Genomic DNA, 12,923 nt, shown 5'->3' with positions numbered 1-12,923 from the left:
GTGATTGGACGTTGACCAGGCAGGATCAGCCGCGTGCGCGCTTCTCGCCGGTCTGGGCGGTGTGCCAGCCTTCGAACGAGAGCGGACGTTCGATCCCCTTCTCGTCGCGAATGCAGGTCGGCAGACCCATCTCGTTGAGCAGGCCCAGGAACGGCTGGGGCGGGAGCTCCTCGACATTGACCATGCGGTGCACGTCCCACACGCCTCGGGCGATCAGCATCGCGGCGGCGACAGGCGGAACGCCGGCGGTGTAGGAGATGCCCTGGCTGCCGACTTCGGCGTAGGCCTCCTCGTGGTCCGCGACGTTGTATATGAAGACCTCGCGATCCTCACCGTCCTTCTTGCCTTTCACCAGATCGCCGATGCAGGTCTTGCCCTTGTATTCGGGCGCGAGCGAGGACGGATCGGGCAGCACGGCCTTGACCACCTTGAGGGGCACGACTTCGAGCCCTTCGGCGGTCGTGATCGGCTGCTCGGACAAAAGCCCGAGGGTCTTGAGCACGGTGAAGACGTTGACGTAGTGATCCCCGAACCCCATCCAGAACCGGATGTTGGGCACGTCGAGATTGCGCGAGAGCGAATGGATCTCATCGTGGCCGGTCATGTAGGTCTTGCTTTCGCCGACCACCGGCAGGTCCCAGGTCCTGGGGATCTCGAACATCTGGTTGGTCTGCCACTGGCCATCCTGCCAGGAGTAGACGCGTCCGGTGAACTCGCGGAAGTTGATTTCCGGATCGAAGTTCGTGGCGAAGTACTTGCCGTGCGAACCGGCATTGATGTCGATGATATCGATGGACTCGACGGTGTCGAAATACTCTTCGACCGCCAATGCCGCATAGGCGTTGACCACGCCGGGATCGAACCCCGCGCCGAGAATGGCCGTTACGCCGGCCTTCTCGCACCGCTCACGTCGCTTCCACTCGTAATTGCCGTACCAAGGCGGCGTTTCGCAGATCTTGTCGGGCTCTTCGTGGATGGCGGTATCGATATAGGCCGCACCCGTCGCGATGCAGGCTTCGAGAACCGACATGTTGACGAAAGAGGAGCCGACATTGATCACGATCTGCGCTCTGGTCCTGCCGATGAGCGCCTTGGTCGCCTCGATATCGAGCGCATCGAGCTTGTGGGCTTCGATGACGCCAGGTTTCCTGAGCGACTTCTTCTCGAGCACGCTGGCGACGATGTCGCGACATTTCTCGACGGTCCGGGAAGCGATGTGGATGTCGCCCAGCACATCATTGTGCTGCGCGCACTTATGGGCGACGACCTGCGCCACACCTCCGGCACCGATGATCAGAACGTTCTTTTTCACTTCGCACGTAACACCTTTTGCAGAGATTGAACCAATCTACGCCAGTCTGTCGTCGTTGGGCTCTCAACCCGGTTACGACAGGCTCTGCGCGTAGTCCTCGAACGTGAACTCTTTCACGAGTTCCACCTGCCCGTCCAAATGCCGAACCGCTATGGCCGGCATCTGAACCCCGTTGAACCAGTTCTTCTTGACCATGGTGTATCCTCCCGCATCGAGGAAGGAGATACGGTCCCCGGCCTTGAGTTCATGTTCGAACTGGAACTCTCCAAAAATGTCTCCGGCAAGACAGGTTTTGCCGCAGATCATGTAGGTGTGCGGCCCTTTATTGGGGGCCACCGATGTATATTCGTCGTAGGTCAGCAGATCGAGCATATGCGCTTCGGTCGAACTGTCAACGATCGCAACGTGCTTGCCGTTATAGACGGTATCGAGCACGGAAACTTCCAGGGTCGTGGACCGGGTGACGGTCGCTTCGCCGGGCTCGAGATAGAGCTGGATGCCGTAACGCTCGGACATGGATTTCAGCCGCTCGGCCAGCCGGTCGATCGGGTAGTCCTCGTTGGTGAAGCGGATGCCCCCGCCGAGGCTGACCCATTCCATGCGGTGCAGGACGTCGGCGTAGCGCTCCTCGATCGCCTTGAGCAGGGTATCGAGGCTGTCGTACTCGTCGTTCTCGCAGTTGAAGTGGAACATCACGCCCGAAAGCTGGTCGAGCACCGGGGCAACCCGATCCATGTCCCATTCGCCCAGCCGCGAGAACGGCCGTGCCGGGTCAGCGAGCAGGAAATGGGAATGGGAAATGCCGGGATTGAGCCGCAGGCCGACCTGCTTGCCGGCCGCGCGCGCCCTGGCGCCGAAGCGCTCGAGCTGGCCGACGGAATTGAAGATGATCTTGTCGGAATTCTCGATCGCTTCGTCGATTTCGTGATCGGCCCAGGCCACCGAATAGGCGTGAGTCTCACCACCGAACTTGAGCTTGCCGAGCTTGACTTCGTTGAGCGAGGACGAGGTGGTGCCGTCCATATGCTCGGCCATGAGGTCGAAGACGCTCCAGGTCGCGAATGCCTTGAGCGCCAGAACGCACTTGACGCCCGACTTCCGACGCAGGTCCGACAATTTTTCCATGTTCTGGAGAAGTATCGACTTGTCGATCAGATAATACGGCGTCTTGAGCAATCTTTACGTTCGAACCTCCAAAGCACCCGGGCCGGGCACGTCATCGTCGCGTCATTCAAATCAGAGCGGCCTATCTAATGAAGCTCGGCCTCAAGCACAAGAGCCCGCTTGAAGATTTCGCTTTCGGGCCAGCCGGAGCAATCGCCCCGACCGGCCCGTAACGGCCTTAGTGCACGTGCTCGTCACCCGCTTCGTGGCAGGGCGCGTCGCCCGCAGCCTGCCGGGCTCCGGCAGCGGCGACGGGGAGCGAGAGTGGAACGCGGCCGGCATTTTCAAAGTCGAGCACCACGTCCACGGCCTCGCCTTCCACAAAGGCTGTCTCAAGGTTCATGAACATCAGGTGGAAGCCGCCGGGCGCCAGCGTCACTGTTTCTCCGGCGGGGATCACGAGCCCGTCCGCGAGCTCGCGCATGGTCATGACGTCGCCCTCATGGGCCATTTCGTGAATCTCGACGCGCTCGGAGACATCGGCCTCCACCGCGATAAGCCGGTCGTCGGCCTCCCCGGTATTGGTGACCGCGAAGTAGCCGCCGCCTACGGGCGCGCCGGGATTGGTGGCCCGGGCAAATGGGCCGGAGATCACGAGGTTGCCCGCCTGGACCACGTCCTCGGCGTGGACATGACCGTGGTCGTCATCAGGGGCGTGATCGTCATGGGCGTAGGCAGGCAGGGAAAGGCAGACGGCGGCGAGGGCGCCGAAAAGGGACATCCGGTTCATGATGTGAACTCCGAAAAGAGGAAAGCTGAGTCGAAAGAATCGGTTCAGGGCGTTTCCGGAGGTGCTCTGGCAGGAGGGGTTCCATGCGGCGCGGGGGCAATCGGGGCCAGTGCGAGGACCGGTTGGCCAATCCGGAGGACCACCGCGAGGGGCCCCGGGATGGCCACGAGGTCCGGCAAAGCCATGCCGGTCTTGCCGACGCCAGCCACAGGGCAGACGGGCTGGGGGCCGCCGGGAGACGGAGACTCGGTCTCCCCGGCCAGACACAGGGACCAGCCCGAGAGCGGCTCGAATCCAAGGACCTCGAACGCATCCTGAGTGGCCTGGGCCTGGTGGAGGGGGACAAGGAGGGTCAGGACATAGACGGCCAGCACGGCGACAGCCGCGCTGCATTCGCGCACCAGTGTTCTGCCAATCGCTGCCATGGGACCCCTTTCCACATCTGGGTAGCGTGTTCTAGGACTGCTCTCAAGCACATCAATGTCGCATCGGCCGCACTATGCGCACGCTCACCGTGATCGGGATCGGGACCGGAAACCCCGACCATCTCACCCTTGAGGGCGTCCGCGCGCTCGGGAAGGCCGACAGGGTGTTCGTGCCGACCAAGGGCGAGGAAAAAGCCGCCCTGGCGGCGGTGCGCCATCAGATCTGCGCGCGGCATCTGAGACCCGGAGCCCGGACCGTCGAATTCGCCCTGCCCGTACGCGATGCGGCCAATCCCGATTACGGGGCGGGCGTCGACGATTGGCACCACGCCATTGCGCTTCAGTACGGGACCCTGCTCGCACAGATGGGTGAAGAGGAGAATGGTGCGTTTCTCGTCTGGGGGGACCCCTCGCTTTATGACAGCACCCTGCGCATTCTCGGGCATGTTCGGGCGCTGGGCGGGCCCGACTTCACAGTTCGGGTGGTGCCGGGCGTGACGGCGGTCCAGGTTCTGACCGCGGCCTTTGCCATTCCGCTCAACACGATCGGCAATCCGATCACGATCACCACAGGGCGTCGCCTCTCAGAGGAATGGCCCGAGGGCGCGGACAGCGTGGTGGTGATGCTGGACGGGCGGCAGGCTTTTTCCGCGCTCGATCCCCAAGGCATCGAGATTCATTGGGGCGCCTATGTGGGCATGGACGAGGAAATCCTGATCTCGGGGGCCCTCGCCGAGGTGCGCGACACGATCGCCCGGGCCCACGCCGCGGCCCGGAAACAGCATGGCTGGATCATGGACATTTACCTGTTGCGCCGGGTGTGACGCGGGGCACCCTTTCCGCATCGGGGTGCGCCCTGTTAAGAGGGCGGGCGAAAGGAAGGTTTTGATGGTCCACCCCGCCCCGCGCGGCGCCTGCCCCACACTGGCCGAGCCCATGGCCGTGGCCGACGGGCTGCTGGTGCGCTTCCGGCCGGCGTCCGGTCTCGATCCCGACCAGGTGATCGCGCTCGCCGCGGCGAGCGCGGACCATGGAAACGGGCTGATCGAGGTGACCGCGCGCGGCTCGATCCAGGTGCGGGGGCTGACCAAGGAGTCCGAAGAAGGCTTCCGCGCCGCACTCGATGGCGCCGGGATCGAGGCGATGACGGGCCCGAGCGTGGAATGCTCGCCAATCGCCGGCGAGGATCCCAAGGAGCGGGCCGACCCGCGCGCGCTGGCGGAATCGCTGAGGATCGTGGCGCGGGAGGTTCTCTCCCATGGCGCGCTTTCTCCCAAGCTCTCGATCGTGCTCGCGACCGGCGGACAGGTGGCGCTCGATGCGCTCAAGGCCGATATCCGGCTGATCGCCCAGCCGCAGGGCTGGGTGCTGGAAGTGGGCGGGGACACGGTGGGCCTTGTCACCGAGCGCGACGCCGCGGCCACGGTGCGCGCGGTGCTCGCCGAGCTCCAGCAGATCGGGCCCCGGGCCCGGGGCAGCGATCTCGACCGCTTCGCACTGCAGGCCAGCCTCGAAGCGACAAGCCCCCTGCCCCCGACCTATACCCGCCCCGTGAGCTATACCGTCGGGCCCATGGTCTTGACCGGCCAACGCCCGGCGCTGCGGATCGGGCTGCCCTTCGGGCAGGTCCGCGCCTACCAGCTCAAGGCGCTGGGCGAGACCATGGCGCGGTTCAAGGTGCGCCGGGCCCGCCCGGCTCCGGACCGCACGATGGTGCTGTCAGGATTCGAGACCGCGGCGCTTCACGCGCTCTCGCCGGCGCTGAGCGGTGCGGGCTACTGGACGCGCGGGGACGCCGAGGGCACGCGGCTGGGCGTATGCTCGGGCGCGGAAGGCACCGCAGGCCAGGCGATCCACGCCGCGCAACTGGCTGCGGCGCTGCTGGCCGTGGATACCGACCTTGTGGATGGCTCGTTCCACCTGCACGTTTCGACCTGCGCCAAGGGGTGCGCGCACCCCAACAAGCCGGGGCTGATGCTCAAGGGCACGGAGATTTTCCGCTTCGAGCAACCCCACAAGCGCCTTGCAACGCTCGATCCTGCCGCTATTGAGAATGGCATACTCGATCTGGCGAGACGAATCCGCGATGCCCGCCAAAAAGGCGACAGCACGCTGGACGCGCTCATGGTGCTGGAAGCGCAATGACCACCTACGACTACATCCGCGATGGCGAGGCCATTTATCGCCAGAGCTTTGCCATCATCAGGGCCGAGGCCGACCTCTCGCGCTTTTCCGAAGCCGAGGCCGACGTCGCCGTGCGCATGATCCATGCCTGCGGAATGGTGGACGCGGCGACCCATTTCCAGTTCTCGCCCGGGTTCGTGGAGGCTGCGCGCGCAGCACTGGCCGCTGGCGCGCCGATCTTTACCGATGCCGAGATGGTCGCGCGGGGCGTGACGCGGGCGCGGCTGCCGGCCAACAACGAGGTCATCTGCGAATTGCGCAACCCGGAAACCCCGCACCTGGCGCTCGACTATGACACCACGCGCTCGGCGGCGGCGATCCATATCTGGCTGCCGCGCATGGCTGGCTCGGTGGTGGCGATCGGCAATGCGCCGACGGCGCTTTTCCACCTGCTGGAGCTGTTGCGCGACGGCGCGCCCAAGCCGGCGGCGATTGTCGGCATGCCGGTGGGGTTCGTGGGGGCAGCCGAATCAAAACAGGCGCTTAGCGAGAATTCCTGGGGCGTTCCTTTCGCCATCGTCGACGGCCGGCTGGGCGGCAGCGCCATGACCGCAGCGGCGATCAATGCGCTGGCGAGGCCCGGACTGTGAGCGGGCCAAAGGCGGGGCGTCTCTTCGGCGTGGGCACCGGCCCGGGCGATCCGGAACTGCTGACGCTGAAGGCCGTGCGCACTATTGGGGAAGCGGACGTCATCGCCCATTTTCTAAAGCGCGGCCGCAACGGCAATGCGCGCACCATCGTCGACCCGCATTGGCCGGAGAGCGCGATTGAGCTGAAGCTGGCCTATCCGGTGACCGTGGAGATGGACCGACACTCCGAAGCGTACAGGCAGGCGATCGGGGACTTCTTCGAAGAAAGCGCGGCAGCGATCGCCCGGCATCTCGATGCGGGGCGCAGCGTGGCGGTGCTCAGCGAAGGCGATCCGTTCTTTTACGGCAGCTACATGCATATCCATGTTCGGCTGTCCCCGCGCTATGCGACCGAAGTGGTGCCGGGCGTCACCAGCCTTTCGGGGTGCTGGAGCCAGGCGGGCGTTCCGCTGATGCAGGGCGACGACATCTTTACCGTGCTGCCGGGCACGCTCGACGAGGCAGCGCTAGCGGCGCGGCTGGCTAATACCGAGAGCGCCGTCATCATGAAGGTGGGGCGCAACCTGCCCAAGATCCGCGCCGCTCTGACGCGGGCGGGCAAGCTCGATGCGTCGGTCTATGTGGAGCGCGGGACGATGCCGGGCGGGCATGTGGTCCGGCTGGCCGAGCGCGACGACGCCCCGGCACCCTATTTCTCCATGGTGCTCGTGCCCGGCTGGGCGGCGCGTCCGGGCGCGGCGGCGCCATGACGGGAACACTTCATGTGGTGGGGCTGGGCCCGGGCGACGGGGCGATGATGACCCCGGACGCCCAGGCGGCGATTGCCCGGGCGACAGCGCTTTATGGATACGCACCCTATCTCGACCGACTGGCTCTGGCGCCCGGCCAGCGCGCGATCGCCTCGGACAATCGCGAGGAGCTGGACAGGGCCCGCGAGGCGCTGGGCACGGCGGCGGCCGGGGAGGCCGTGTGCATGGTTTCGGGCGGCGATCCGGGGGTCTTTGCCATGGCGTCGGCGGTCTGCGAGGCGATCGAGTCCGATGCGCCGAGATGGGACGGGATCGAGCTTGTGGTCGTTCCGGGGCTGACGGCCATGCTGGCTGTGGCCGCGCGCGCCGGCGCGCCACTGGGCAATGACTTCTGCGCGATCTCGCTGTCGGACAACCTCAAGCCCTGGACCGTGATCGAGGCGAGACTTCGGGCGGCGGCCGGCGCGGGGTTCGCGATGGCGTTCTATAACCCCATATCCAAGGCAAGGCCGTGGCAATTGGGCAGCGCGTTCAACATCCTGCGCGAGATTTTGGACAGCGAGATTCCGGTCGTCTTCGGGCGCGCGGCGGGGCGGCCCGACGCGGCGATGCGCATCGTCTCACTCGGCGAGGCACGACCCGAGATGGCCGACATGGCGACCTGCGTGATCGTGGGCGCGCCGACGACACGGATCATCACGCGGGCCGGACAGCCGCCGCTGGTCTATACTCCGCGATTTGTGAGGGACGATGGCTGAGCGCTGGCTGCGGATCATCGGGGTGGGCGAGGACGGGCTGGACGGGCTGACCGAGACGGCGCGGCGGCTCATCTCGGGCGCCGAAATCGTCTTCGGCGGCGCGCGGCATCTCGATCTCGTCGCCGCGCTCGGGCTCAACGAGACCCGGCGCTGGCAGAGCCCGATCGATGCCTCGATCGAGGAAGTGGTTCGGCTGCGGGGTCGCAAGACGGTCTGCGTGCTGGCCTCGGGCGATCCGTTCCATTTCGGGGTCGGCGCCACGCTGGCGCGCCGGGTGCCCGCCTCCGAGATGGTGGTGGTCCCTGCTCCCTCGGCATTCTCGCTGGCCGCAGCGCGAACCGGCTGGCCGCTTCAGGACGTGGCGACGGTCTCGATCCATGGCCGCTCGATCGATCTGGTCCGGCCCCATCTTCATCCCGGACGCAGGGTGCTGGCGCTGACCTCGGACGGCGCGGGGCCGGCGGCCGTCGCGGCGCTGCTCTGCGATGCCGGGTTCGGCCAGAGCATGGTGACCGTGCTCGAGGCGCTGGGCGGAGAGAACGAGCGGGTGCGGAGTGCGCGTGCCGACAGGTTCGATCTCGAGGATATCGCGGCGCTCAACGTACTGGCCATCGAGGTGGTGGCGGCGTCCGATGCGCTGGTGATCGCGCGGGCACCGGGGCTCGCTGACGATCTTTTCGACCATGACGGGCAGATCACCAAGCGCGAGGTGCGGGCGATGACGATCTCGGCGCTGGCGCCGCGAAGGGGCGAGACGCTCTGGGATATCGGTGCGGGGTCGGGATCGGTCGCGATCGAATGGATGCTGGCGGACCCGTCGCTTTCGGCCATCGCGATCGAAGCAGAGCCGGAGCGGCTGGACCGGATCGCGGGCAATGCGGCGCGGCTGGGGGTGCCTGGGCTCGCGTTACGCAGCGGTCGGGCGCCGCAGGCACTCGAGGGCCTGCCCGTGCCCGACGCGATCTTTGTGGGCGGCGGGGGCAGCGAGGAGGGTGTGCTGGACCGCGCGATCACCGCGCTGCGGCCCGGCGGGCGGCTGGTCGTCAACGCGGTGACGCTGGACCTCGAAGCGCTGCTGCTGGCGCTTTATGCGGAGCTGGGCGGCTCGCTGACGCGGATCGCGATCGCGCGGGCCGAGGCGCTGGGCACCATGGCGGGGTGGCGGTCGGCGATGCCGATCACCCAATGGGTGTGGACCAAGCCGGAGGATGGCGCGTGACGGTGCATTTCATCGGCGCGGGTCCGGGCGCGGCAGACCTCATTACCGTGCGGGGCAGAGACCTGCTCGGCCGCTGTCCGGTGTGCCTTTACGCAGGCTCGATTGTACCAAGGGAGATGCTGGGCTGGTGCGCCGAGGGCGCGCGGCTTATCGATACCGCCCCGCTCTCGCTCGAGGAGATCGAAGCGGAGTATGTGGCCGCCCATGCGGCGGGCAAGGATGTGGCGCGGCTCCATTCGGGCGATCTCTCGGTCTGGAGCGCGGTGGCAGAGCAGATCCGGCGGCTCGAGCGACTGGGCATTCCCTATACGCTGACGCCCGGCGTTCCCGCTTTCGCGGCGGCGGCTGCGGCACTGGGCCAGGAGCTGACGATCCCGGCGCAGGCGCAGAGCCTCGTTCTCACCCGGGTGTCTGGGCGCGCCTCGCCCATGCCCGAGGGCGAGACGCTGGCCGGGTTCGGGGCGACGGGGGCGACGCTGGCCATTCACCTCGCCATCCACGCAATCGAGCAGATCGTTGCCGATCTGACCCCGCTCTACGGCACCGATTGCCCGGTGGCCGTGGTCGCCTGGGCGAGTTGGGCGCAAGAGAAGATCATGCGCGGCACGCTGGGCGATATCGCTTCGAAACTGGCCGCCGACCCGATCGAGCGGACGGCGATCGTCTTTGTCGGGAGGGCGCTGGGTGCAGACGACTTCCGCGAGAGCGCGCTCTATGACGCTGCCTATCAGCGGCGGTTCAGGGGGCGGGACCCCGTCTGACGGCATGGCGGCTCCGCGAAACCAGGCGCTTCAAGGCCTACTGTGCCCGTGGGAACCGGCTGGCCGCTATGGGCTTGTGCTTCGGACACAGTCCTTTTGCGGAGGCAGACATGGACGTACACTCGATCTTCCTGAGCATCAATGCCAGAGATTTCGCAGCGCAGTCAGACTGGTGGCGCCGGTGCATCGGACGGAATTGGGACCGCGAGCCCATGCCATCGTGTCATGAATGGGATTTGCGCGACGGCGTGCTGTTCCAGGTGCTCGATGCTCCCGATGCCCAGGACCAGACGACGATCACCCTGCTGGTGCCGGATCTCGATGCGGAACGGGCCCGGTTGGCGCAATCGGGCATCGAGGTGCCCGATCCGAGCGCTATCGAAGGCTTCGACACCCTTCGGTATACGGAATTTTTCGACCCCGAGGGCAATACGATCGGATTGCTCGACGGGTCGTAGGCCTCGGGCTGGTTACCGGTCGGCTGAGCCTCGTCAGATGATTGCGGTGCGGACTTTGCCCGAGACCCATTCCGAGACGATCACCGTCACGAGGATGAGGGCGAAGATGACGGTCACCTGGCTCCAGGCGAGCACATTGAGCGAGCTCTGGAGCTGAAGACCGATGCCCCCTGCCCCGACGAGGCCCAGAATGGTCGATTCCCGGATGTTGATGTCCCAGCGAAAAACCGTGATGCCGGCAAAAGCGGGCAGCACCTGGGGGACGATGCCATAGTCGAGCACCTGCCAGCCGCCCGCGCCGGTTGCGCGGATAGCCTCGACCTGGCTTTCATCGATCTCCTCGATGGCCTCGTAGAGCAGCTTGCCGATAAAGCCGATCGAGCGTAGCGCGATCGCGATGATCCCGGCGAGGATGCCCGGGCCGAGAATGGCCACCAGCAGCAGCGCCCAGATCAGCGAATTGATCGAGCGCGAGGCCACGATGACGAAAAGCGCGACCGGGCGCAGGATCGCCACGGAGGGCGTCGTGTTGCGGGCGGCAAAAAAGGCCGTGGGCACGGCCAGGATGGTGCCGATCAGCGTGCCCAGGGTCGCCATGTTGAGGGTGTCCCAGAGCGGCAGCCAGAGATTGCCGACATAGGACCAGCGCGGAGGCCAGGAGCGGCTGAGCAGATCACCGGCCTGACGCGGGGCGTCGTCGACGAACGACCAGATCGTATTGGTGTTCATGACCTGCCAGGAGATCACGAACAGGACCGCGACGGCCAACCAGCCGGCCCAACTCGCCCATTGCTCGGTGGTGGTGCGTCTGGTCCAGACCGGACCGCTCGGTGTCTGGGTGACCGGCATGGCTACTGTATCCACTTGCGGATGTGGCTGGACCCGTATTCGGCGGCCATGACCAGCAGGATGATGAGCAGCAGGATCGCTCCGGCGGTGTCGTAGTCGTAACGTTCCATGGCGGTGTTCAGCGTGGCGCCGATGCCCCCGGCGCCCACGATGCCGATCACCGCGCTTTCCCGGAAATTGATGTCGAGCCGATAGAGCGAAAGTCCGATCAGCCGCGGCATGACCTGGGGCTGCACACCGTAGTTGACGATCTGCCACCACCCGGCCCCGGTGGCCCGGGTGGCCTCGGCCTGGCTTTCATCGATCTCCTCGATATCGTCGGCAAGCAGCTTGGAGAGAAAGCCGATCGTAGTGAACGACAGGGTGACGAAGCCGGCGAAGGGGCCGAAACCGAACATGGCGACAAAGAGGATGGCGATCACGATCTCCTGGAAAGCGCGGCTGACCGCAATGATCGCGCGGCAGACCACGCGGACCGGCCATGGCGCGATGTTGCGCGCCGCCCCGATGCCGATGGGCACGGAAATGGCGATGCCCACCACGGTCGCGCAGACGGTCATGGTGAGGCTCTCGACCATGCCGCGCCAGATCTGGTCCGAGCGCGTCACGAAATCGGGCACAAGGAAGCCGCCGATGAAGCGCTGGGCCCGCTCGAGCCCGGCATAGACGCGCTGCCAGTCGACTTCGAGCGAGCCGACGGCCAGGACCAGATAGACCAGCACGCCAGAATAGATCACCCAGCGCCAGAGCCGGCTCTGGATGAAGAGCGGCGGGCGGCGCCAGCGCCGACCGGCCACGGGCGGGGTCGCGCTCATTTATGCGATGCCTTCCATGCGCTCGCGGCGAGTGGCCTCGAAAGCGGCGGCGTCCTCTTCGTCGCGGGCGTCCTCTTCCTTTTCGGCGCGCATCTGGTTCCAGTCTTCCTCGCCATAGATTTCGGTGAGCGCGGCGTGGTCGAGGCCATCGGGCGGGCCGTCGAAAACCACCTCGCCGGCCCTGAGCCCGATGATGCGGTCGACGAACATCTGGGCGAGCGAGACGTCGTGAATGTTGATGATCGCGGGCAGTTGCCGCTCGCGGCAGACCTCGCAGATCAGCCGCATGATCTGGCGGGACGTCTTGGGATCGAGCGAGGCGGTCGGCTCGTCCACCAGAAGCAGTTCGGGATCCTGTTCAAGCGCACGGGCAATGCCCACGCGCTGGCGCTGGCCGCCCGAAAGCGCATCGGCGCGCTTGTCCACATGATCAGTCAGCCCGACCCGGTCCAGAAGCGCGAAGGCCTTGTCCACGTCCGCCTGGGGATAGCGGCGGAGAAAGGAGCGCCAGAAGGGCACATAGCCGAGCCGGCCCGAGAGCACGTTCTCCATGACGGTAAGCCGTTCGACCAGCGCGTATTCCTGGAAGATCATGCCAATCCGCCGGCGCATGCGGCGCAGGCCGGAGCCGGACATCCCGGTGATCTCCACATCGTTGAGAAGCACCTTGCCGCGGCTCGATTCCACCAGGCGGTTGATGCAGCGGATAAGGGTGGACTTGCCGGCGCCCGAGGGCCCGATCAGCCCGACAACCTGCCCGCGCTCGACGGTGAAGGACACGCCTTTGAGGGCGTGGTCACCGGTCTTGTAGCGCTTGTCCAGTGCGTCGATCCGCAGCACGAATGATACTCCCCCGTCGTCCAATGCAAGAGGAGCGCCACTTGGCGCGGCGCTCCGAAACGTTCGGCC

Annotated in this window: 15 protein-coding genes; 8 read left to right on the top strand and 7 right to left on the bottom strand. The window is 66.1% G+C overall.

Annotated elements, in window-relative coordinates; translation table 11 throughout:
* Positions 1-25 precede the first annotated feature (25 nt).
* The 4 genes from EO136_RS17880 to EO136_RS18935 form a co-directional block, all read right to left on the bottom strand.
* Positions 26-1,312 (bottom strand): saccharopine dehydrogenase family protein, encoded by a 1,287-nt coding sequence (locus EO136_RS17880; RefSeq protein ID WP_127145750.1) that lies wholly within the window; start codon positions 1,310-1,312, stop codon positions 26-28.
* Positions 1,313-1,384: 72 nt separating this feature from the next.
* Positions 1,385-2,488: a carboxynorspermidine decarboxylase gene (locus EO136_RS17875; RefSeq protein ID WP_127145749.1), complete on the bottom strand. Its 1,104-nt coding sequence runs from the start codon at positions 2,486-2,488 to the stop codon at positions 1,385-1,387.
* A gap of 166 nt (positions 2,489-2,654) precedes the next feature.
* On the bottom strand, positions 2,655-3,206 hold the full coding sequence (locus EO136_RS18940; RefSeq protein ID WP_246018439.1) for a copper chaperone PCu(A)C: 552 nt from the start codon (positions 3,204-3,206) through the stop codon (positions 2,655-2,657).
* A 44-nt stretch (positions 3,207-3,250) separates the two neighbouring features.
* Positions 3,251-3,631: a hypothetical protein gene (locus EO136_RS18935; protein WP_246018438.1), complete on the bottom strand. Its 381-nt coding sequence runs from the start codon at positions 3,629-3,631 to the stop codon at positions 3,251-3,253.
* 74 nt (positions 3,632-3,705) lie between these two features.
* Here EO136_RS18935 and cobF point away from each other — a divergent pair, with 74 nt between their 5' ends.
* The 8 genes from cobF (at position 3,706) to EO136_RS17830 (ending at position 10,350) form a co-directional block, all read left to right on the top strand.
* Complete coding sequence (gene cobF, locus EO136_RS17865) at positions 3,706-4,455, top strand: precorrin-6A synthase (deacetylating) (protein ID WP_127145747.1); 750 nt, start codon at positions 3,706-3,708, stop codon at positions 4,453-4,455.
* 64 nt (positions 4,456-4,519) lie between these two features.
* The gene (locus EO136_RS17860; protein ID WP_164730683.1) at positions 4,520-5,776 is read left to right on the top strand and encodes a hypothetical protein; all 1,257 of its coding nucleotides are present in this window, start codon (positions 4,520-4,522) and stop codon (positions 5,774-5,776) included.
* On the top strand, positions 5,773-6,405 hold the full coding sequence (locus tag EO136_RS17855; RefSeq protein WP_127145745.1) for a precorrin-8X methylmutase: 633 nt from the start codon (positions 5,773-5,775) through the stop codon (positions 6,403-6,405). Before EO136_RS17860 ends, EO136_RS17855 begins: the two co-directional genes overlap by 4 nt.
* The gene (locus EO136_RS17850; RefSeq protein ID WP_127145744.1) at positions 6,402-7,154 is read left to right on the top strand and encodes a precorrin-2 C(20)-methyltransferase; all 753 of its coding nucleotides are present in this window, start codon (positions 6,402-6,404) and stop codon (positions 7,152-7,154) included. Before EO136_RS17855 ends, EO136_RS17850 begins: the two co-directional genes overlap by 4 nt.
* Positions 7,151-7,912: a precorrin-3B C(17)-methyltransferase gene (locus EO136_RS17845; protein ID WP_127145743.1), complete on the top strand. Its 762-nt coding sequence runs from the start codon at positions 7,151-7,153 to the stop codon at positions 7,910-7,912. Before EO136_RS17850 ends, EO136_RS17845 begins: the two co-directional genes overlap by 4 nt.
* Positions 7,905-9,131: a precorrin-6y C5,15-methyltransferase (decarboxylating) subunit CbiE gene (gene cbiE / locus EO136_RS17840; protein WP_127145742.1), complete on the top strand. Its 1,227-nt coding sequence runs from the start codon at positions 7,905-7,907 to the stop codon at positions 9,129-9,131. Before EO136_RS17845 ends, cbiE begins: the two co-directional genes overlap by 8 nt.
* The gene (gene cobM, locus EO136_RS17835; protein WP_127145741.1) at positions 9,128-9,892 is read left to right on the top strand and encodes a precorrin-4 C(11)-methyltransferase; all 765 of its coding nucleotides are present in this window, start codon (positions 9,128-9,130) and stop codon (positions 9,890-9,892) included. Before cbiE ends, cobM begins: the two co-directional genes overlap by 4 nt.
* 110 nt (positions 9,893-10,002) lie before the next feature.
* A complete protein-coding gene (locus EO136_RS17830; protein WP_127145740.1) occupies positions 10,003-10,350 on the top strand; it encodes a VOC family protein in 348 nt (115 codons plus the stop codon).
* Positions 10,351-10,383: 33 nt separating this feature from the next.
* Here the strand turns inward: EO136_RS17830 and phnE (EO136_RS17825) are convergent, their stop codons facing one another.
* The 3 genes from phnE (EO136_RS17825) to phnC are packed head-to-tail and all read right to left on the bottom strand — an operon-like array spanning position 10,384 to position 12,854.
* Positions 10,384-11,199: a phosphonate ABC transporter, permease protein PhnE gene (phnE, locus tag EO136_RS17825; RefSeq protein WP_127145739.1), complete on the bottom strand. Its 816-nt coding sequence runs from the start codon at positions 11,197-11,199 to the stop codon at positions 10,384-10,386.
* A gap of 2 nt (positions 11,200-11,201) precedes the next feature.
* Positions 11,202-12,014 carry a phosphonate ABC transporter, permease protein PhnE gene (phnE, locus tag EO136_RS17820; protein ID WP_127145738.1) on the bottom strand — a complete coding sequence of 271 codons (813 nt, stop codon included), beginning with the start codon at positions 12,012-12,014 and terminating at the stop codon, positions 11,202-11,204.
* Positions 12,015-12,854 carry a phosphonate ABC transporter ATP-binding protein gene (gene phnC / locus EO136_RS17815; protein ID WP_127145737.1) on the bottom strand — a complete coding sequence of 280 codons (840 nt, stop codon included), beginning with the start codon at positions 12,852-12,854 and terminating at the stop codon, positions 12,015-12,017.
* Positions 12,855-12,923: the final 69 nt, after the last annotated feature.

The organism is Pelagibacterium montanilacus (assembly GCF_003992665.1).
Classification (GTDB): domain Bacteria; phylum Pseudomonadota; class Alphaproteobacteria; order Rhizobiales; family Devosiaceae; genus Pelagibacterium; species Pelagibacterium montanilacus.
Note: the sequence above shows the minus strand (reverse complement) of the source record. Positions and strands in the feature narration are given on the sequence as shown.